Source organism: Nocardia rhizosphaerihabitans, assembly GCF_014646295.1.
Classification (GTDB): Bacteria; Actinomycetota; Actinomycetes; order Mycobacteriales; family Mycobacteriaceae; genus Nocardia; species Nocardia rhizosphaerihabitans.
Genome location: NZ_BMNE01000001.1, coordinates 307,058 through 325,187, shown reverse-complemented (window position 1 = coordinate 325,187; position 18,130 = coordinate 307,058). Strand labels below are relative to the sequence as shown.

21 protein-coding genes are annotated in these 18,130 nt (G+C 69.6%); 12 read left to right on the top strand and 9 right to left on the bottom strand.

The genetic code is table 11. The features are described 5' to 3' along the window. Window positions 1-13: 13 nt before the first annotated feature. Window positions 14-517, bottom strand: coding sequence for a nitroreductase/quinone reductase family protein (locus IEY60_RS01495; RefSeq protein ID WP_189022985.1), 504 nt, complete (start codon window positions 515-517; stop codon window positions 14-16). A 68-nt stretch (window positions 518-585) separates the two neighbouring features. On the opposite strand from IEY60_RS01495, the gene IEY60_RS01490 reads away from it, so the two are divergent. Then, window positions 586-942 carry an arsenate reductase family protein gene (locus IEY60_RS01490; RefSeq protein WP_189022977.1) on the top strand — a complete coding sequence of 119 codons (357 nt, stop codon included), beginning with the start codon at window positions 586-588 and terminating at the stop codon, window positions 940-942. Window positions 943-952: 10 nt separating this feature from the next. On the opposite strand, the gene IEY60_RS01485 is transcribed toward IEY60_RS01490, so the two are convergent. From IEY60_RS01485 to IEY60_RS01465, 5 genes are all read right to left on the bottom strand, one after another. Further along, complete coding sequence (locus IEY60_RS01485; protein WP_189022976.1) at window positions 953-1,486, bottom strand: NUDIX hydrolase; 534 nt, start codon at window positions 1,484-1,486, stop codon at window positions 953-955. A 20-nt stretch (window positions 1,487-1,506) separates the two neighbouring features. Then, complete coding sequence (yidC, locus tag IEY60_RS01480; RefSeq protein ID WP_189022973.1) at window positions 1,507-2,388, bottom strand: membrane protein insertase YidC; 882 nt, start codon at window positions 2,386-2,388, stop codon at window positions 1,507-1,509. 94 nt (window positions 2,389-2,482) lie between these two features. Further along, a complete protein-coding gene (locus tag IEY60_RS01475) occupies window positions 2,483-2,782 on the bottom strand; it encodes a DUF6412 domain-containing protein (protein ID WP_229739473.1) in 300 nt (99 codons plus the stop codon). 32 nt (window positions 2,783-2,814) lie between these two features. Further along, a complete protein-coding gene (locus tag IEY60_RS01470; protein ID WP_189022969.1) occupies window positions 2,815-3,756 on the bottom strand; it encodes a DUF4873 domain-containing protein in 942 nt (313 codons plus the stop codon). Continuing rightward, window positions 3,753-4,643: an AurF N-oxygenase family protein gene (locus IEY60_RS01465; protein ID WP_189022967.1), complete on the bottom strand. Its 891-nt coding sequence runs from the start codon at window positions 4,641-4,643 to the stop codon at window positions 3,753-3,755. Before IEY60_RS01465 ends, IEY60_RS01470 begins: the two co-directional genes overlap by 4 nt. A 109-nt stretch (window positions 4,644-4,752) precedes the next feature. On the opposite strand from IEY60_RS01465, the gene IEY60_RS01460 reads away from it, so the two are divergent. Then, window positions 4,753-5,478: a TetR/AcrR family transcriptional regulator gene (locus tag IEY60_RS01460; RefSeq protein ID WP_229739472.1), complete on the top strand. Its 726-nt coding sequence runs from the start codon at window positions 4,753-4,755 to the stop codon at window positions 5,476-5,478. Between the two features lies 1 nt (window position 5,479). Here the strand turns inward: IEY60_RS01460 and IEY60_RS01455 are convergent, their stop codons facing one another. Beyond that, a complete protein-coding gene (locus IEY60_RS01455; protein WP_189022965.1) occupies window positions 5,480-6,658 on the bottom strand; it encodes a DUF418 domain-containing protein in 1,179 nt (392 codons plus the stop codon). Window positions 6,659-6,733: 75 nt separating this feature from the next. After that, on the bottom strand, window positions 6,734-7,090 hold the full coding sequence (locus tag IEY60_RS01450) for a hypothetical protein (protein WP_189022963.1): 357 nt from the start codon (window positions 7,088-7,090) through the stop codon (window positions 6,734-6,736). 109 nt (window positions 7,091-7,199) lie between these two features. Here IEY60_RS01450 and IEY60_RS01445 point away from each other — a divergent pair, with 109 nt between their 5' ends. The 6 genes from IEY60_RS01445 (at window position 7,200) to pafA (ending at window position 12,859) form a co-directional block, all read left to right on the top strand. After that, complete coding sequence (locus tag IEY60_RS01445) at window positions 7,200-7,796, top strand: TetR/AcrR family transcriptional regulator (protein ID WP_189022961.1); 597 nt, start codon at window positions 7,200-7,202, stop codon at window positions 7,794-7,796. A gap of 70 nt (window positions 7,797-7,866) precedes the next feature. Continuing rightward, window positions 7,867-9,366, top strand: coding sequence for a depupylase/deamidase Dop (dop, locus tag IEY60_RS01440; protein ID WP_189022959.1), 1,500 nt, complete (start codon window positions 7,867-7,869; stop codon window positions 9,364-9,366). 162 nt (window positions 9,367-9,528) lie between these two features. Next, window positions 9,529-9,723, top strand: coding sequence for a ubiquitin-like protein Pup (locus IEY60_RS01435; protein WP_019047503.1), 195 nt, complete (start codon window positions 9,529-9,531; stop codon window positions 9,721-9,723). Between the two features lie 65 nt (window positions 9,724-9,788). Then, entirely contained in the window at window positions 9,789-10,565 is a 777-nt protein-coding gene (prcB, locus tag IEY60_RS01430; RefSeq protein ID WP_229739471.1) for a proteasome subunit beta, read from the top strand. Then, complete coding sequence (prcA, locus tag IEY60_RS01425; protein WP_189022955.1) at window positions 10,562-11,335, top strand: proteasome subunit alpha; 774 nt, start codon at window positions 10,562-10,564, stop codon at window positions 11,333-11,335. Before prcB ends, prcA begins: the two co-directional genes overlap by 4 nt. 165 nt (window positions 11,336-11,500) lie before the next feature. After that, window positions 11,501-12,859 carry a Pup--protein ligase gene (gene pafA, locus IEY60_RS01420; protein ID WP_186817494.1) on the top strand — a complete coding sequence of 453 codons (1,359 nt, stop codon included), beginning with the start codon at window positions 11,501-11,503 and terminating at the stop codon, window positions 12,857-12,859. Window positions 12,860-12,952: 93 nt separating this feature from the next. Here pafA and IEY60_RS01415 read toward each other — a convergent pair whose 3' ends face one another. Next, entirely contained in the window at window positions 12,953-13,588 is a 636-nt protein-coding gene (locus IEY60_RS01415) for a TetR/AcrR family transcriptional regulator (RefSeq protein WP_189022953.1), read from the bottom strand. A gap of 138 nt (window positions 13,589-13,726) precedes the next feature. Between IEY60_RS01415 and IEY60_RS01410 the strand changes: the two genes are divergently transcribed. The 4 genes from IEY60_RS01410 to pcaF are packed head-to-tail and all read left to right on the top strand — an operon-like array spanning window position 13,727 to window position 18,020. Continuing rightward, entirely contained in the window at window positions 13,727-14,878 is a 1,152-nt protein-coding gene (locus tag IEY60_RS01410) for an acyl-CoA dehydrogenase family protein (RefSeq protein ID WP_189022951.1), read from the top strand. Between the two features lie 16 nt (window positions 14,879-14,894). After that, window positions 14,895-15,647 carry a 3-oxoacyl-ACP reductase FabG gene (gene fabG, locus IEY60_RS01405; RefSeq protein WP_189022949.1) on the top strand — a complete coding sequence of 251 codons (753 nt, stop codon included), beginning with the start codon at window positions 14,895-14,897 and terminating at the stop codon, window positions 15,645-15,647. Window positions 15,648-15,666: 19 nt separating this feature from the next. After that, on the top strand, window positions 15,667-16,824 hold the full coding sequence (locus tag IEY60_RS01400; protein WP_189022947.1) for an acyl-CoA dehydrogenase family protein: 1,158 nt from the start codon (window positions 15,667-15,669) through the stop codon (window positions 16,822-16,824). Beyond that, a complete protein-coding gene (pcaF, locus tag IEY60_RS01395; RefSeq protein ID WP_189022945.1) occupies window positions 16,821-18,020 on the top strand; it encodes a 3-oxoadipyl-CoA thiolase in 1,200 nt (399 codons plus the stop codon). The genes IEY60_RS01400 and pcaF overlap by 4 nt, the downstream gene beginning before the upstream one ends. The last annotated feature ends 110 nt before the right edge of the window (window positions 18,021-18,130 follow it).

The following is an 18,130-nucleotide window of genomic DNA, read 5'->3' as shown; positions in this document are numbered from 1 at the left end:
GGGCCCTCGAAGGTCAGTGTGGAGTCAGCTGGACGACCACGCCGCCCTGTTGCCAGGTCTGGTAGATGTCGGCCTTGGAGGGTTCGCCGCCGGAGGTGTAGCCGATGCCGTTGAACTTGGCGTTCTGCTTGTTGTCGCGGGCGATGACGGTGTAGAGGTCGAGGACGCTGTGCTCGTCGGAATACACGGTGGCGGTGCAGGTTTCGGGGGTGCTGCCGCGGGAGATACGTACTTCCGCGCCGCCCTGGAGGTTCTTCACCCACGGGCGCAGGGATGTACCGATCAGGAGGGTGCCGTCGTGGACGGTGTAGGCGACCGGGACGTCGTAGACCCTGCCGGATTTGCGGCCGGTGACGTGCAGGGTGGCCAGTCGCTTGCCGATGATGCCCGCGAGTACCGGGACCTTCAGCAGGCTGCGGACGACGGTGTCGACCTTGGCCTGGTAGGACCGGATCGGTTCGGGGCCGGTGGTTGTCGGTGTGCCGTACGGGTTTTCGGAGGGCGCGGAATCGGTCATGGTCCCAGTATCGGGCGGTGCGCCCGCGCCCGCATTCTGTGTTCTCGCCCGCCTATTACGCTGCGAGTATGACCGAGATCTGGCACAACCCCCGCTGCACGAAGAGTCGCAATGCCACCGCGCACCTGGATGCCGCCGGGGTCGAGTACACGGTGCGGCGCTACCTCGACGACCCGCCGACGGTCGACGAACTGCGTGCGGTGCTGACCCGGCTGGGCGCGCAGCCGTGGGATATCACCCGTACCGGCGAGCAGATCGCCAAGGACCTGGACATGGCGAGCTGGGGTCGCACCGACGCCGATGTCGACCGGTGGCTGGCGGCGCTGGCCGAGCATCCGAAACTCATCCAGCGACCCATCGTGCTCACCGCCGACGGCGGCGCGGTCGTGGCCCGCGACGAGGAATCCCTGCGCTCGCTCGACTGAGCCCGCGCAGTCAGTCGGCGAGCAGGTCGTCCAGGATGACGCGGGTGTCGGGGACGAAGGGCCATGCCGGATCGCGCAGGTGCGCACGCAGTTCGGCGTCGCGCCACCACCAGCCGTCCGCGATCTCGGACGGCTGGTGGCGGATCGGGCCGTCGTAGCGGACCTCGTAGCCGAACAGGTGGCAGCGCAGCGGTTTTCCCGCCCAGACGCCGTCCCACGCCGCGGTGGCGCGCAAGGTCGGTGCGGTGCCCGCGGGCAGTGTGATGCCGAGTTCCTCGTGCAGTTCGCGGGCCGCGGTGTCGGCGGGGTCCTCGCCCGCGTCGACGACCCCGCCCGCCAGGCAGTCGTGCAGGCCGGCGAAGACGAGTTTGCTGTCGGTGCGCCGATGCACGTAGATCCGGCTGCCGTCCCCGGACCGCACCAGCACCCCGGCGCTGCCGTGCCAGAGGCCCTCGCGATAGACGGTGCCCCGATCTGCCTCGCCGATCACCTGGCCTGCGGCGTCGTAGACGGCGAGCAGTTCCGACTCCGGGTTCACAGACACCGCCCGAGGGTAACCCCGGCTCACCGGGGCTGTCGCTGTGGCTTCACCCCCGGACGCGGTGCGGCGGCTCGGGCTCGCGCGCCCGACTTCGCCGCCACGGTTGCCGCCTCGGCATCGAGCTTGCGCCGGATCAGATACTGCTGGCCGCACGTCCACGCCGCATTGGTGGCGAAGTAGACGAGCACCGCGACCGGCAGGATCGCGCCGCTGACCAGCGCGCCCGCCGGAAACACCCACAGTGACAACCGACGCAGCAGCGCAGCGGTTCCGTCCTGCGCGGGCGGGGTCAGCCGGGCGGTGAGATGCGTGGCGAGCGCGGTGATCAGCACCAGCGGGATGGCCGGCGCCGCCACGGAGACGAACAGATCACCGGCCCCGGTCATGGTCGCCGACAGCGGTGCGCCGAACACTCGGGCGTCGAGGAAATCCTGGACCTCGGAGATCCCGAGCAGATAGTTCGGCGTCGTGCTGTTGGCCTCGACCGACATCGGCGTCCCGGTCGAGGCGAACGGGCCGACCGCGAAGGCGCCGGTCCGGTCGAACGACCGCAGCACGTGGAACAGGCCGAGGAACACCAAGCCCTGCACGATCATCGGGACCAGCCCGCCGAAGAGCCGGACACCGTGTTCGCGGTGCAGCGCCCTGATCTCCTCGGCTTGCTTGCGCTGATCGTCGGGATGCTTCTTACGGATCTTGTCCATCCGGGGTTGCAGGGAACGCAGGACCGCCTGGGAACGGGCCTGGCGCACTGCGGGAACGACCAGCAGGGCGCGGACCGTGATCACGAGCGCGGCGACGGCGAGGAGCCAGCCGAGCCCGTCGGCGGGTCCGAAGGGGAGGGCGAAGAGCCGGTGCCAGCACCACAGGGCGGCGGACACCGGAAAGTACACGACATCGAGCATGACGGAACGACCTGTCCGGAGGGCGTGCGTGAACGCACGAGAAGGGGAGTGGGATCACGGAATCCGACAGGCGGCGCGGACAGCGCTGCGCCCGTCAGCGGTGATCGATCCCCGGTGCTCGTGGCCGCGGCCTGCCCGCGGTATCCGGATTGCTCTGTGGCAGAAAGGAACCACGCAACCGGCGCTGCGCCGATCCCGGTGGACCGGCGACGGCGACGCGCACCGGAAGCTGCCGGTGGCCGGTGATCGCGACCAGCGCGCACACCATGGCCGCGGCGACCGCGCCGAAGGCGAGCATGCGCGCGGTGTCGTGACCGGGCGTGGACAGGAGCACGAAGGCAGGCAGCACGCACGCGAGAACCGCGTACGCCAAGATCACTGCCCGTGCCTGCATGTCGTCGAGCATACCGGTCGGCGGCGGGTGCCTCAGAGCTGTTCGAGCGGGTAGGGCGGCACGCCGGTACCGGTGATCCGCAGATTTCCCCACGGGTCGCGCTCGGTGAGCCGGGCGGGGGTGGGGGTCTGGCCCGGCAGCGCGAGCAGGGCGGTCACCCGGGTCGGCTCCGGGAGTGCGCCGTCGACCGGGTCGAGGCGTCCGTACCAGTGGTAGCGGCCGTCGATCGGATCGGCGTGCCCGGCGAGTGTCGCGATGACCGGATACTCCGCACCGGGCAGGTCGAGCAGGGCCGGGCCCTGATAGTCGTGGGCGGGGTGCCGGTCGGCGGCGACGGTGATGTCGAAGTGGTGCGGTTTCGGTCCGCCGAGGCGACGCGGGCGCCTGTCGGTGCGGTGCAGTGCGAGCCTGCGGTGGTACTCGTGCTGGGTGCTCGCCCTGACCTCGATGCGGGTGCCGGAGTGCCTGCGCAGCGCGCTGATCCAGGCGGTGATGTGGTCGATCTGGGTCTGCTGCCGGGAATGCCGAAGCGGGGCAAGGGGATCGGGACCGCCGAGGAGGAACAGGTTGGGAAAGCCGTGGACGGCGATGCCGCGGAAGGTGATCGGTCCGTCCGCCCACGCGGCGTCCAGGGTGCGGCCGTCGCGACCGGTGACGGGGAGTGGCCGGGCCGGGCGGCCGCGTCCGGTGGGGAGCGACGCGTCGACCGTGTCCGCGGTCAGGACGACGATATCGGCGGTGGCCTGCTCGCCACCGGAGAGCTGGATCAGCCACCGATCGGCCTGCTCGTCGAAATCGAGACCGAGGACATCGATCCGGTGCCGTGGTGGCGGCGGGTCGGTGCGCCCTCGTGCCCATGGCCGTATCGGTGGCGGCGCCGCGGCGGGTTGGTAGACGACGACGTCGACGACCCGCACCGCCCGCAAGGCACGCGTGAGCGGCGCGGCCTCGGCACCGATGATCGCGACGGTCACAGCAGACCCACCGCCCGCCACCACCGGCGCCCGACCGGCCCCAGCAGACCGTGCTCCTCGAGGAACGCGGCGAGATCGGCCGCCCCGATGGCCCTGGCCTCCCTGGCGACAGGATTGCGCAACGCGATGCCGTGCGCCCGTCGGCCGTCGAGTCCGGCACGCTCGTACATGTGCCGATTGAGGACCAGCGACACGAACAGCGGTCCGGCGACCGCCACACACAGCCGGGCGTACACCCGCTCGCCACGCGACATCGTCGGTACCCGGCGCGTCAGCGCGTCCCTGGCGAAACCGATGTGCCGCGCCTCCTCGGTGACGTGGATGCGCATGGTGCGCGCCACGATCGGCTGCAGATCCGGATCGTCGAGCACCCGGCGTTGCAGCGCGTCGAAGATCTCCTCGCCCACCAGCGCGGCCACCCAGACCATGCTGCCGCGCAGGAGGGCGGGCAGCGCGGTGATCGCCGGCCGCACCGGCGGACGCGGCCAGTACGGCCGCGCTTCGTTGCGTTCGATGAGCTTGCCGAACATCATCATGTGCCTGCACTCGTCGGCCATCTCGGTGAGCGTGTAGTGCGAGGTCGCCGAGGTGGGGTCGCCGGCGAGCAGCTCGCGCAGCAGCAGACGCTCGAGCAGGTTCTCGAACCAGATGCCGACCGAGAGCATGTTGGCCAGCTCCTGCCGGGACAGCTCGCGCCGTTCCGCGGCCGACATCGCGTCCCACAGCTCGGTGCCGCAGAGCGAGACGACGCGGGCGGGCAGGAACAGCTTGTCCGGGTCGAGCGGCTCGGCCCAGTCGATGTCGACCACCGGATCGTAGGATTTTCGCACCGACCCGATCAGCAGGCGCTGGGCGAAGGAATCGCGCGGGGAGGTAGCGTTGCGCATCGCGGGCTCACTCTCGGCAGCAGTGCCGCACTAACTGTTACAGGCCGTATCACCAAGGTTAGTGGAACGTCATGTCACGGTCAATATCGACACGCGTATCGTTGGCACTGTGACTGCACCCTTCGCCCAGGCCGAGCAGCCCGTCGGCGACGGCCGCGCCACCCGCTGGCACGGCCATAAGGCGCGCCGCCGCGCGGAGATGATCGATGCCGCGATCGAGGTGATCGAGGAACACGGGCTCGAGATCTCGGTACAGCTGATCGCCGAGCACCTCGCGCTGCCGCGGCCCGTGGTGTACCGGCACGTCGGCGGCCGCGCCGAACTCGACGCACTGGCCCGTCAGCGCATCCTGGAACTGCTGCTCGCGGAGTTGCTGCCCGCGCTGGAGCCCGACGGGACCCTCAAGGACGCGGTCCGCGGCGCCATCGGCACCTACCTCGGCTGGATCGAACGCCACCCCAATCTGCACCGCTTCCTCGGTGACGCCGCGCCTGAGGGCACCGGCACCCTGGCCGGGGCCGGACGCGAGGTGGGTGGGCAGCTGGCCGACATGTTCGCCGCGAGCCTGGCCCGTTTCGGTATCGACCCGGCGCGCGCCAGGCCGATGGCCTTCGGCATGGTCGGGCTCGTCGACGGCGTGGTCGCCAGCTGGCGGGCCGATCCGGAGCCGGTGCTCACCACCGAACAGGTGCAGGGCATTCTGACCGAATCGGTGCTGTCGCTGTTCGAGGGCAACGCCCGCAGTCTCGGTGTTCCGCTGGAACGCGATTCGCTCGTCGCCGACCTGCTCGTCGCGCCCGACGCCGCCCCGCCGCCCGCGGAGCGGCTGCGCTGACTCAGCCGGCCAGCAGCTGATAGCTGCGGTGCCACAGCCACTCCACCGGCCCGCGCTCGAACCGGCGCAGCCACAGGTGGGCGAAGGCCGTGATGAGCACGACGACCAGGACATAGATCCCGATCGTGAACGGGACGCGTGCGGATTCAGATACCCGCGCCGCCAGTCCGAAACCCCAGCCGTAGCAGAGGATTCCGGCGAGCAGGTTCTGCAGGATGTAGCAGCTGAGCGCCGTCTTGCCGACCTCGCTCAGGCGTGATCCCGCGAAGCCGACCCGCGGCCTGCGCAGGTAGAACTCCGCGACCGCCGCCAGGATGCCGAGTGCCACGAACGGCGCGAGGCCGTAGCGGGTCGACAGCACCAGATCGCCGCCGCCGAAGACGCCGATCGTGAAATCCAGCGGTGCCGCGACCGCGAAGCCGATCACCATGAGCCACCGGCGGATTCGCGTGCCTTCCGGCCGGAACACACCCGCGCGGTACAGTCGCGCGCCGACGAGGAACAGGGCCACCGACATCGGGAACACGAAGACCGCTTCCAGCCGGAACTCGAGCGCGTGGTCGAGCCGGAACAGCACCAGATCCCAGAAGGAGCCGTCCGCATAGGGATTCGGGTCGAGCGGTTCCGAGGTGGCGGGCTCCTGGGCGGGTGCGAAGGCGAGGGCGGCCGCGATCAGCGTCAGCATCGTCACGTGGATCGAGGCCGCGGTGATCAGCCAACGGCGTCGGGCCCGTTCGCTGGTCGCGAGAAGATAGGCGACGACGAGGCCGGTGACCGCGTAGCCCATCAGCACATCGAACTCGGCCACCAGCAGGAAGTTCAGCAGACCGTCGAGGAACAGCAGCGCGGCCCGCCACGGGTACTTGCCCGGCCAGCGCCGGCCCGCGCGCTGCGCCGAGGACTGCTGGATGGCCAGCCCGATGCCGAACATCACCGTCAGCAGGCCGAGGAACTTGCCCTGGGCCAGCTGCTGCAACACCCGTTCCGACCACATCCAGCCGGTCTCCGCCGCCGACCCGAGCCCGCCGACATAGCCGACGAGCCCCTCGGGATCGGTGAAGATCCAGATATTGGTGCCGAGGGTGCCCAGGATCGCGATGCCACGCAGGACATCGAGCGCGATGAGCCGGCCGGGCCGGTTCGGGACGTCGGTGGCGAGCTGCTGGACGGATTCGCTCATGGTCCGAGTATCGCCACCGGGCCTGCCGATCGGATCGCCCGCGAGGACCACCCTCAGGTCCCCCCGGAGGTGGACCTAAGGGCGCACACCGCACTCGGTCGCGGTGTGCCAGAACCTCTTCCACCAGGGTGACCGCCTCGGCAGGTCGATGCGGTCGTCGGCGTAGGCGCCGAGGTGGCGACCGCTCGGCAGCACGACGGCACGGGCGCCCAGGCCGCGGACCAGGAGCTCGACATGCTCCATCGGGTCGGCGGCGTTGACCGGGTCGTCGATGGCCGACAGCAGCCGGAAATCGCCCGCCGCGGACCGGATGCGCGACCAGTCGAAGGGGCCGTCGAAGAACTCGGCGAGGATGTCGTAGCCGACCTCGTGCGCCGACGTCGACACCGGCACCGCGCCCGCGAACGGGGTGCCCTCGTACTGCTCGAGCATGCGCAGCACGTTGACATGTGACCTGTCCTTCATTAATCGAAACGCGACGTAGCGTTTGAATTGAAATGGCAGCGAATTAGGGTGGTCGAAAGGCTGACGCGGAGGTGACATGGGTAACACCGCGGGCTCGCGGACCGGTGGACGGGTGCGCAGCGACGCGGCGCGCGCCGACGTGCTGCGGGCCAGTGCCGAGATCCTGGAGGAGCGCGGCTACGGCCGGATGACGATCGAGGGCGTCGCGGCGCGCTCCGGCGTCGCCAAGAGCACCATCTACCGCTGGTGGCGCTCGCGCGCCGAACTGGCCATGGACGCCTACGCCGAGGCGGTCGCCCGGCGGATGCCCGAACCCGACACCGGCGCGGTCGAGACCGACCTGGTCGAGTTCGTCACCGAGCTCTACCGCGTCACCGAATTCCCTGTTCGCGCGCAGGCTTTGCGCGGAATGACGGCCGAGGCCCAGCTCGATCCGGAATTCGCGCGGCACTTCCGGGAATGGGTCGGCACCCGCCGGGCCGTGGTCGCGGGCATCCTCGCGCGGGGTGTCGACCGCGGTGAGCTCGCCGCGGACATCGACCTGGATCGGGCGGCGGACCACCTGTTCGGGCTGTTCTGGTACCGGCTGCTCGTGGAACACAGTGCGGTGCGGCCTGATCAGGCCGCAGGCGACATCGCGCAGCTGCTGACCGGTCTGCGCCCGCGGGCCTGAGCCGGGGCCCACAGAGCCCGCTGGGCCGAGATGCCGGTGCGTGTCCGGCGCGTCGCCTAGGCTCGACAGCATGCAGCGCATCATCGGAATCGAGGTCGAGTACGGCATCTCGACCCCCACGGAGCCGACGGCCAACCCGATCCTCACCTCCACCCAGGCCGTGCTCGCCTACGCGGCCGCCGAAGGGGTGCCGCGGGCCAAGCGGACCCGGTGGGACTACGAGGTGGAATCCCCGCTGCGTGACGCGCGTGGTTTCGATCTGAGCCGGATGAGCGGGCCTGCCCCGGTGATCGACGCCGACGAGGTCGGCGCGGCGAACATGATCCTCACCAACGGCGCCCGGCTCTACGTCGACCATGCCCACCCGGAGTACTCCGCGCCGGAGGTCGTCGACCCGCTCGACGCGGTCATCTGGGACAAGGCGGGCGAGCGGGTGATGGAGGCCGCCGCCCGGCACGCCTCCAGCGTCCCCGGCGCGCCGCGCCTGCAGCTCTACAAGAACAACGTCGACGGCAAGGGCGCCTCCTACGGCACCCACGAGAACTACCTGATGAACCGCGACACCCCCTTCAGCCACATCATCGCGGGCCTGACGCCGTTCTTCGTCTCCCGCCAGGTGATCTGCGGGTCCGGCCGCGTCGGCATCGGCCAGTCCGGTGACCACGCCGGCTTCCAGCTGTCCCAGCGCGCCGACTACATCGAGGTCGAGGTCGGCCTGGAGACCACGCTCAAGCGCGGCATCATCAACACCCGCGACGAGCCGCACGCCGACGCCGACAAGTACCGGCGCCTGCACGTGATCATCGGCGACGCCAACCTGGCCGAGATGTCGACCTACCTCAAGGTCGGCACCACGGCGCTGGTGCTCGACCTGATCGAGGCGGGCGAGGACCTCTCGGAGTTCCAGCTGGCCCGTCCGGTCACCGCCGTGCACCAGATCAGCCACGATCCGTCGCTGCGCGCCACCGTGGCGCTGGCCGACGGCCGCGAGCTGACCGGCCTTGCGCTGCAACGGCTCTACCACGAGCGCGTCGCCAAGTTCATCGACCGCGAAGGCAACGACGACCCGCGCGTGCGCGACATCGTCGACAACTGGGCCATGGTGCTCGACCTGCTCGAGCGCGACCCGATGGAATGCGCGAACCTGCTCGACTGGCCCGCCAAGCTACGCCTGCTCGAGGGAATGCGCAGCCGTGAGGGCTTGGGCTGGGCCGCGCCGAAGCTGCACCTGATGGATCTGCAGTATTCCGATGTGCGCCTGGACAAGGGCCTCTACAACCGCCTGGTCGCGCGCGGCTCGATGAAGCGGCTCGTCAGCGAGCAGGACGTGCTCGACGCGATGACCAAGCCGCCGACCGACACCCGCGCGTACTTCCGTGGCGAGTGCCTGCGCCGGTTCGGCGCCGATATCGCCGCCGCCAGTTGGGATTCGGTGATCTTCGATCTCGGCGGTGATTCGCTGGTGCGAATCCCGACGCTCGAGCCGCGGCGCGGGACGAAAGCGCACGTCGGCAAACTGCTCGATGCCGCCCAGTCGGCGGCCGAACTCGTCGACCAGCTCACCCACTGAGGCGATTTCCGGCACGACAGGGCGACAATCCGATTGCTAATAGACCACCTTGTCGGATCCGCTCGGTAGGGTTGTGGGACGAGCACGAACATTGCTCATGATCGTCGACCGTGCTCATCCCCAAGGTCGCGGTCATGATGAGGAAAGAGGAGGTCGGCTGCCATGGCACAAGAGCAGACCAAGCGCGCCGGGGGTGGCGACGAGGACGAGGGTCCCGAGGGTGTCGACGCGGCGGGTCAGGAGCGCCGCGAAAAGCTCGCGGAGGAGACCGACGACCTGCTCGACGAGATCGATGACGTGCTCGAGGAGAACGCCGAGGACTTCGTGCGGGCATATGTGCAGAAGGGCGGCCAGTGACCTCAGGTGATCCGTTGCGCCTCCATGCGGGGCAGGCTCTCTCCTCGTTCACCGAACATCTGCGAATGCACGCTCCCGACCTGTTGCCCGGCAACAGGTTTGCTGCCTCGGACCTGACCGCGGCGAAGGATCTGGCGCCTCACGGCACCACCATCGTCGCGGTCACCTACCGGGGCGGCGTGCTGATCGCGGGCGACCGCAGGGCCACCATGGGCAACCTGCTCGCCAGCCGCGACACCGAGAAGGTGTACATCACCGACACCTTCTCGGCGGCTGGTATCGCGGGCACCGCGGGTATCGCGATCGAGATGATCCGGCTGTTCGCGGTGGAGCTCGAGTACTACGAGAAGATCGAAGGCGTGCCGCTGACCTTCGACGGTAAAGCCAACAAGCTGTCGAAGATGGTCCGCGACAACCTGCCCGCGGCCATGCAGGGCCTTGCGGTCGTCCCGATCCTGGTCGGCTACGACGACCAGGCCACCGACGCCGACCGCACCGGCCGCATCGTGTCCTACGACGTGGTCGGCGGGCGCAGCGAGGAGCGGTTCGGCTACACCGCGGTCGGGTCCGGTTCCGGTTTCGCGAAGTCGTCGCTGAAGAAGCTCTACCAGCGCGGCATCGATCAGGACCGGGCGCTGCGGATCGCGGTGGAATCGCTGTTCGACGCCGCCGACGACGACACCGCCACCGGCGGTCCCGACCTGTTGCGCGGGATCTATCCGACAGCGGTGGTGATCGACGCCGACGGTGCGGCCGAGGTCGGCGAGGATCTGCTCGCCGAGGTGGCCAGGGCCGTGATCGCCGATCGGGAAGCCGCGGAAGAAGGGGGCGCCGTCCGATGACGCTGCCGTATTACGCCTCGGCCGAGCAGATCATGCGCGACAAGACCGAGCTCGCCCGCAAGGGCATCGGTCGCGGTCGCAGCGTGGTGGTGCTGGTGTACGACAAGGGCGTGCTGTTCGTCGCCGAGAATCCCTCGGCGACGCTGCACAAGGTCAGCGAACTCTACGACCGCATCGGCTTCGCCGCGGTCGGCAAGTACAACGAGTTCGAGGCTCTGCGCCGTGGCGGCATCCTGCAGGCCGACCTCAAGGGCTACCAATACGACCGGCGCGACGTCACCGGTCGTGGGCTGGCCAACCTGTACGCCCAGAGCCTGGGCTCGATCTTCACCGATCAGCTCAAGCCCTACGAGGTGGAGCTGTGCGTCGCCGAAGTGGGCTATCCGGAGCAGCAGGCGCCGACCTCGGTGCTGTACCGGATCACCTTCGACGGGTCCATCGTCGACGAACGCGAGTACGTCGTCATGGGCGGCACCACCGAGCCGATCCTGACCGCGCTCAAGTCCGCCTACAAGCCGGGTCTGTCCCTGGACGACGCGCTGAAGGTGGCCATCGGGGCGCTGCAGGCCGGTCAGCCCGAGGCCGACAAGGACAAGCGCTCGCTCGGTGAGGCCTCCCTCGAGGTGGCCACGCTCGAGCAGGCGCGGCCGCGGCGGGCGTTCCGCAGGCTGCAGGGTCCCGCGCTGGAGCAGGCGCTGGGTACGCCGAAGGCGAAAGCCGTGAAAGAGGCGAAGCTGCCCGAGCCCGAGGAGGACGGCGCGGGGGAGTAGATCCCGCCGTCACGATCATGAACGGGCCCGCGGACGCAATGGTTCGCGGGCCCGTTCTCGTCGTGCCCGCCCGGTCGTTCGCTGTCCGAATCGTTGTGAACACGTATGCAGATGGGTTGTCCGGAGCGCCGCGCGGGCACTGGTCATGGCTGTAGTGTCGATAATGTGCAGCGACGAATCATGGGGATCGAGACCGAGTTCGGTGTGACATGCACCTTCCACGGTCACCGTCGGCTGTCCCCCGACGAGGTAGCCCGGTACCTGTTCCGCCGGGTGGTGTCCTGGGGCCGTAGCTCTAATGTCTTCCTTCGCAACGGTGCCAGGTTGTACCTCGACGTCGGATCGCATCCCGAGTACGCCACCGCAGAATGCGACAGCCTGGTGCAGCTGGTCACCCACGACCGGGCCGGTGAGCGGGTCCTGGAAGACCTGCTCATAGACGCCGAACAGCGTCTCGCCGAGGAAGGCATCGGCGGCGACATCTACCTGTTCAAGAACAACACCGACTCCGCGGGCAACTCCTACGGCTGCCACGAGAACTTCCTCGTGGTCCGCGCCGGCGAGTTCTCCCGGATCTCCGATGTGTTGCTGCCGTTCCTGGTCACCCGCCAGCTCATCTGCGGTGCCGGCAAGGTCCTGCAGACGCCGAAGGCGGCCACGTTCTGCCTGTCGCAGCGCGCCGAGCACATCTGGGAGGGTGTCTCCTCGGCGACCACCCGCTCGCGCCCGATCATCAACACCCGCGACGAGCCGCACGCCGACGCCGAGAAGTACCGGCGCCTGCACGTGATCGTCGGCGACTCGAACATGGCCGAGCCGACCACCATGCTCAAGGTGGGCACGGCGTCGCTGGTGCTGGAGATGATCGAGGCCGGTGTGTCGTTCCGCGACTTCGCCCTCGACAACCCGATCCGGGCGATCCGCGAGGTCAGCCACGATCTGACCGGTCGCCGCCCGGTGCGGCTGGCAGGCGGACGCCAGGCCAGCGCGCTCGAGATCCAGCGCGAGTACTACGCCCGCGCCGTCGAGCACCTGCGCAATCGCGACCGCGATCCGCAGGTCGACGCGGTGGTCGACCTGTGGGGCCGCACCCTCGACGCGGTCGAGGCGCAGGACTTCGCCAAGGTCGACACCGAGATCGACTGGGTGATCAAGCGCAAGCTGTTCCAGCGCTACCAGGACCGCTACAGCATGGAGCTGTCCGATCCGAAGATCGCCCAGCTGGACCTGGCCTACCACGACATCAAGCGCGGCCGCGGCGTCTTCGACCTGCTGCAGCGCAAGGGTCTGGCCAAGCGGATCACCGAGGACGAGGCCGTCGACGCGGCGGTGGAGACCCCGCCGCAGACGACGCGAGCCAAGTTGCGCGGTGACTTCATCACCGCTGCTCAGGAGGCAGGCCGCGATTTCACGGTCGACTGGGTGCATCTGAAGTTGAACGATCAAGCGCAGCGCACCGTGCTGTGCAAGGATCCGTTCCGGTCGGTCGACGAGCGCGTCGATCGGCTGATCGCCTCGATGTAGGCGTACCCCCTCAGCCGGGGGGATCGGCGACGGGACCGGCGGCGCATGGGAGCGATTGCGTAGGCGCCACCGGTCCCGTTGTCGCGTGCGGGCTCAGCCGTCGGTGACGACACTCGCGTAGGTGGCGCTCAGGCCGGCGATGAACGAGGTCAGGGCCAGCTCGAAGCTGTCGTCGTCGATCTCCTCGGCTACCGCGCGCAGCAGATGTGCCTGGTTCAGGTGCGGGTAGCGGTCGCGGTAGACCTGCACGTCGTCGGCGAATCCGCCCGCGAACGAACCGACCGTCGAGCCCATCACCAGGTAGCGGGTCGCCGCGCCGATCATGGTCGCGTAGCGTGGCGGCCAGCCGGCGCCGACCAGGCCGCCGTGCACGGCGTCGGCCGCGCGCAGGTTCTCGGCGCGGCGGCCGGGGCCCGCGGCGAGGTACGGCACGAAATTCGGGTGCGCGACCAGCGCCGACCGGTAGCTGCGCGCCCAGGCGGCCAGTGCCTCGTCCCAGCCCACGGTGTCGAACGCCGAGGTGTCGACGTGGCTCATGATGCCGGTGGCGATGTCGTCGAACAGGTCGTCTTTGTTCGGATAGTGGCCGTAGAGCGAGGCGGCCTGCACGCCGAGTTCGGCAGCGAGCTTGCGCATGGAGACCTCGGCGAGGCCGTCGCGGTCGATCAGGGTCAGCGCGGTGTCGCGGATGCGCTCGCGGCTCAACAGCGGTACGCGCGGCCGCGCCATGTGCCACTCCTGTCTGCTCGGGGTCCGGTCGGGATTCGAACGCTATCACCGATGGGCATTTCGGCACTTGATTAACCGAACGGCGTTAGGATACGGTGCCCGAGTAAACCTAACACCGTTTGGTTCAGGAGTGGTCCGATGGATCTCGCACTCACACAAGCGCACAGCGATCTGCGCGAGCTCGCCCGCACGTGGGTGGACAAGGAAGTCGTGCCGCATGCCGCGCACTGGGACCGGGAGGAATCGGTCGACCCGGCGATCGTCGGCAAGCTCGGCGCGCTGGGGTTCCTCGGAATCGGGATCGGCGAGGAGTACGGCGGTTCCGGCGGCGACGCCCTGGCCTACTGCGTGCTGCTCGAGGAGCTCGGCCGCGGGGACAGCGCGGTGCGCGGCATCGTGTCGGTCTCGCTCGGGCTGGTCGGCAAGTCGATCGCCGCGTACGGCACCGAGGAGCAGAAGCGCCGCTTCCTGCCGCCGCTGTGCGCCGGCGAGCAGCTCGGCTGCTTCGCGCTCACCGAGCCTGGCACCGGGTCCGATGCCGCGAACCTGATCACCCGCGCCACCCGCGACGGGTCGGACTGGATCATCGACGGCACGAAGATCTTCATCACCAACGGCACCTGGGCCGATATCGCGCTGGTGTTCGCCCGCACCGGGGGACCGGGACCGAAGGGCGTGACCGCGTTCCTCGTGCCGACCGATGCGCCGGGCTTCGGCCGCACCGAGATCAAGGGCAAGCTCGGTCTGCGCGGCCAGGCCACCGCCGAACTGGTCTTCGACCGGGTCCGGGTGCCGGACGCACTGCGCCTCGGCGAGGAAGGGCAGGGTTTCCGGATCGCGATGGCGGCGCTGGACAAGGGCCGCATGGGCGTCGCCGCGGGGTGCGTCGGTCTGGCGCGCGCGTGCCTCGAGGCGGCGGTGCGCTACGCGGGGGAGCGGGAGCAGTTCGGCAAGCCGATCGCCGGCTACCAGCTGGTGCAGGAACTGCTCGCCGATATCGCCGTCGAGACCGAGGCCGCGCGCCTGCTGGCCTGGCGCGCGGCCGATCTCGTCGACCGGGGCGAACCGTTCGGCACCGCGGCGTCGATGGCGAAATTGTTCGCCTCCGAGGCCGCGGTGAAGGCGGCCAACAATGCCATCCAGGTGTTCGGCGGATACGGCTACATCGACGAGTACCCCGTCGCCAAGTATCTGCGCGACGCGCGCGTGCTGACCCTCTACGAGGGCACCACCCAGATCCAGAAACTGCTCATCGGCCGCGCGCTGACCGGCGTGAACGCCATTGTCTGACACAGGAGTACGACCCATGACCCACAGAACTGCCTTCGTCACCGGGGCGGCCCGCGGAATCGGCGCGGCCACCGCGGCCCGGCTGGCGGCGGCCGGATTCGCCGTCGCCGTCGTCGATCTCGACGCCGATGCCGCCGTCCTGACCGCCAGGAAGATCAACGCGGCGGGCGGCATCGCCATCGGCGTCGGCTGCGATGTCGCCGAGGAAGCGTCGGTGGCCGACGCGGTGGCGCGCACCGTCGCCGATCTCGGCTCGCTGGACGTGCTGGTGAACAACGCGGGCGTGCTGCGCGACAACCTGCTGTTCAAGATGTCGGTGGACGACTGGGACACCGTGATGGCGGTGCACCTGCGCGGCGCCTTCCTGTGCAGCAAGGCCGCGCAGAAGCACATGGTGGAACGCGGTGGCGGCGCGATCGTCAACACCTCGAGCGTGTCGGCGCTGGGCAACCGCGGGCAGGCCAACTACGCCGCGGCCAAGGCGGGTATCCAGGGCCTGACCCGCACGCTGGCCATGGAGCTGGGCCCGTTCGGTATCCGCGTCAACGCGGTCGCGCCCGGCTTCATCGCCACCGAGATGACCGCCGCCACCGCCGCGCGGATCGGGGTGAGCGCCGAGGAACTGCAGGCCAAGACGGCCGAGATCACCCCACTGCGCCGGGTCGGCACGCCCGACGACATCGCCAATGTCGTCGCGTTCCTCGCCTCCGACGACGCCGGGTTCGTCACCGGCCAGACCGTGTACGTCGACGGCGGACGCCGTCTCTAAGAGATTTCCGGAGATCATCATGCAGCGCACAGTTTTCACCGATGAGCACGAGGCGTTCCGCAAGACGGCGCGCGCGTTCATCGAATCGCAGGTCGTTCCCGTGTACGAGCAGTGGTACGAGGCGGGCATCGTGCCGCGCGAGTTCTACCGCAGCCTGGCCGATCTGGGCGTCTTCGGCATCGAGGTGCCGGAGGAGTACGGCGGCGCCGGGATCGACTCGTTCAAGTTCCAGGCGATCCTCATGGAGGAAACCGCCCGTGCCGGTGTGTCTTTCGGTGGTTCGGGCGTCCACGTCGGGTTGTGCCTGCCCTATCTGAAGACCCTGGCGACCGACGAGCAGAAGCAGCGGTGGCTGCCGGGCTTCGTGTCCGGGGAGATCATGTTCGCCATCGCGATGACCGAGCCGGGCACCGGATCCGATCTGGCGGGCATGCGCACCACCGCGCAGCTGTCGGAGGACGGCACGCACTATGTGCTCAACGGTGCGAAGACCTTCATCACCGGTGGTGTGCACGCCGATCGGGTGATCGTCTGCGCCCGGACGGCTCCGCCCTCGGAGTCCGATCGCCGCCACGGCATTTCGCTGTTCGTGGTCGACACGAAGTCGCCGGGGTACACCGTCGGCCGCAAGCTCGACAAGCTCGGCTTGAAGGTGTCCGACACCGCCGAACTGTCCTTCACCGACGTCGTGGTGCCGGCCACCGATCTGCTCGGCGAACCGCATCAGGGTTTCAGCTACCTCGGACAGAACCTGCCGCAGGAGCGGCTGTCCATCGCGGTCGGCGCTTACTCGCAGGCCAAGTCCGCCATCCGGTTCGCCCTCGAATACACCAGGGGCCGCACCGTTTTCGGTCAGCCGGTGTCGCATTTCCAGAACACGAAGTTCGAGCTGGCCGCCTGCCGGGCCGAGGTCGACGCCGCCGAAGCCGTGGTCGACCGCGCGCTCGACGCCCTCGACCGCGGCGAACTCACCCCGGCCGACGCCGCCTCGGCGAAACTGTTCTGCACCGAGATGGCCTCGCGGGTGATCGACCGCTGCCTGCAGCTGCACGGCGGCTACGGCTACATCAACGAGTACCCGGTGGCCCGGTTGTACGCCGACAACCGGGTGAACCGCATCTACGGCGGCACCAGCGAGGTCATGAAGATGATCATCGCCAAGGACATGGGCTTGTGACCGGCCCCGCGTACCTGATCGACGGCGTCCGCACGCCGTTCGGCCGCTACGGCGGCGCGCTGGCCGCCGTGCGCCCCGACGACCTGGCCGCCCACGTGATCACCGCGCTGACGCAACGGCTTCCGGCTGTGGACTGGGCGGCCGTCGACGACGTCGTGTTCGGGTGCGCGAACCAGGCGGGCGAGGACAATCGCAATGTCGCCCGGATGGCGGCGCTGCTGGCGGGGTTGCCGGTGCAGGTGCCCGGCGTGACGGTCAACCGGCTGTGCGCGTCGGGGCTGGACGCGGTCGGTTACGCGGCCAGGGCGATCAAGTCGGGCGATGCGGATCTGGTGATCGCGGGCGGCGTCGAATCCATGACGCGGGCGCCCTATGTGCTGCCCAAAACCGGTGCACCCTGGGAGCGTGCGGCCCAGCTCGCCGACACCACGCTCGGCTGGCGGCTGGTGAACCCGCGGATGCGGGAGCGGTACGGCATCGACACGATGCCCGAGACGGCCCAGCACGTCGCCGACGACTACGGCATCGCCCGCGCCGATCAGGACGCGTTCGCGCTGCGCTCCCAGCAGCGGGCGGCGGCGGCGATCGCGCGGGGCAGGCTCGCCCGCGAGATCACCGCGGTCCCGGTGCCGCAGCGGCGGGGCGAACCCGTCGTCGTCGAGCGCGACGAGCATCCGCGCGAGACCAGCATCGAGGCGCTCGCCGGCCTGCGGGCCGTGGTGCCCGGCGGGTCGATCACCGCGGGCAACTCCTCGGGGATCAACGACGGTGCCGCCGCGGTGCTGCTGGCTTCGGAAGCCGCAGTGCGGCGCTACGGCCTGACGCCGCTGGCCGAGGTCGGCGCGGTCACGACTGCCGGTGTGCCGCCGCGCACCATGGGGATCGGCCCGATCCCTGCCGTCGAAAAGCTGCTTGCGCGAACCGGTCTGGGTATCGGCGACATCGATGTCGTCGAACTCAACGAGGCCTTCGCCGCGCAGGCGCTGGCCGTGCTGCGTGGACTCGGCCTGCCCGACGACGCCGAACACGTGAACCCGAACGGCGGCGCCATCGCCCTCGGCCACCCGCTCGGGGCCAGCGGCGCGCGCCTGGCGCTCACCGCCGCCATCGAGCTCGCCGACCGCGATGCCCGGCTTGCCGTCGCCACGCTGTGCGTCGGCGTCGGGCAGGGCCTCGCGGTCCATCTCCGACGCTGAGACCGGGTTCGACGTCGGCCGAGCTATGGCCGACGTCGACGGGGCAGGGCCGTGTACCCGCACCGAGCACGCGCCCGGTGTGGGCGAGCCCGTTCCCATCGCCGACCCGA